The sequence below is a fragment of the Aeromonas sp. JL9 genome, assembly GCF_024436075.1.
GTDB classification, from domain to species: domain Bacteria; phylum Pseudomonadota; class Gammaproteobacteria; order Enterobacterales; family Aeromonadaceae; genus Aeromonas; species Aeromonas veronii.
Map to the genome: position 1 here is coordinate 1 of NZ_JANFNV010000078.1, position 637 is coordinate 637.

Here is a 637-nt window from a genome sequence, read left to right on the forward strand (position 1 = left end):
TGCCCACAAAAGGGAGTGGTCATACGGCTTCAAACCGGATAACAAAACGGTACCCCTACCGTGTTATCCGGAGTCACCGTATGACCACCAACGAGAAAGTAGCACGTCGCAAACTCAGCCTGCTAGAGCTCGCCAAAGAGCTCAATAATGTCAGCAAAGCCTGCAAGCTCATCGGCTACAGCCGTCAGCAGTTCTACGAAATTCGCCGTAACTACCAGACCTATGGCGCCGAGGGATTGCTCGACAAATTGCCCGGCTGTAAAGGAGCTCATCCCAATCGGGTTGCTCCCGAGATTGAACAGGCCATCCTCGATTACTCCCTCACCAGGCCTACTCACGGCCCGCTGCGGGTCGCGCAAGAACTGGCTCTGCAAGGTATCAACGTCAGTGCCGGCGGCGTGCGTGGCGTGTGGCAACGGCACGACTTGCTCTCCAAACACGACCGTTTGTTGCGCCTCGAGAAAACGCACCGGGAGCAGACCATTGAGCTCAATGACGAGCAAATTCGCCTGTTAGAGCGCTTCAGCCCCGAGTTTCGTGAACGCCAGATAGAAGTCCATTACACCGGGGAACTGGTGGCGGTCGACACCTTCTTCGTCGGCGCGCTCAAGGGGGTTGGCAAGGTGTATCTGCAAAC

The 637-nt window shown here is 56.5% G+C and carries 1 pseudogene; it reads left to right on the plus strand.

The features are described from left to right. Positions 1 to 80: 80 nt before the first annotated feature. A pseudogene (locus NOM06_RS20825) lies at positions 81 to 637 on the plus strand (IS481-like element ISAs19 family transposase); the annotation flags it as partial.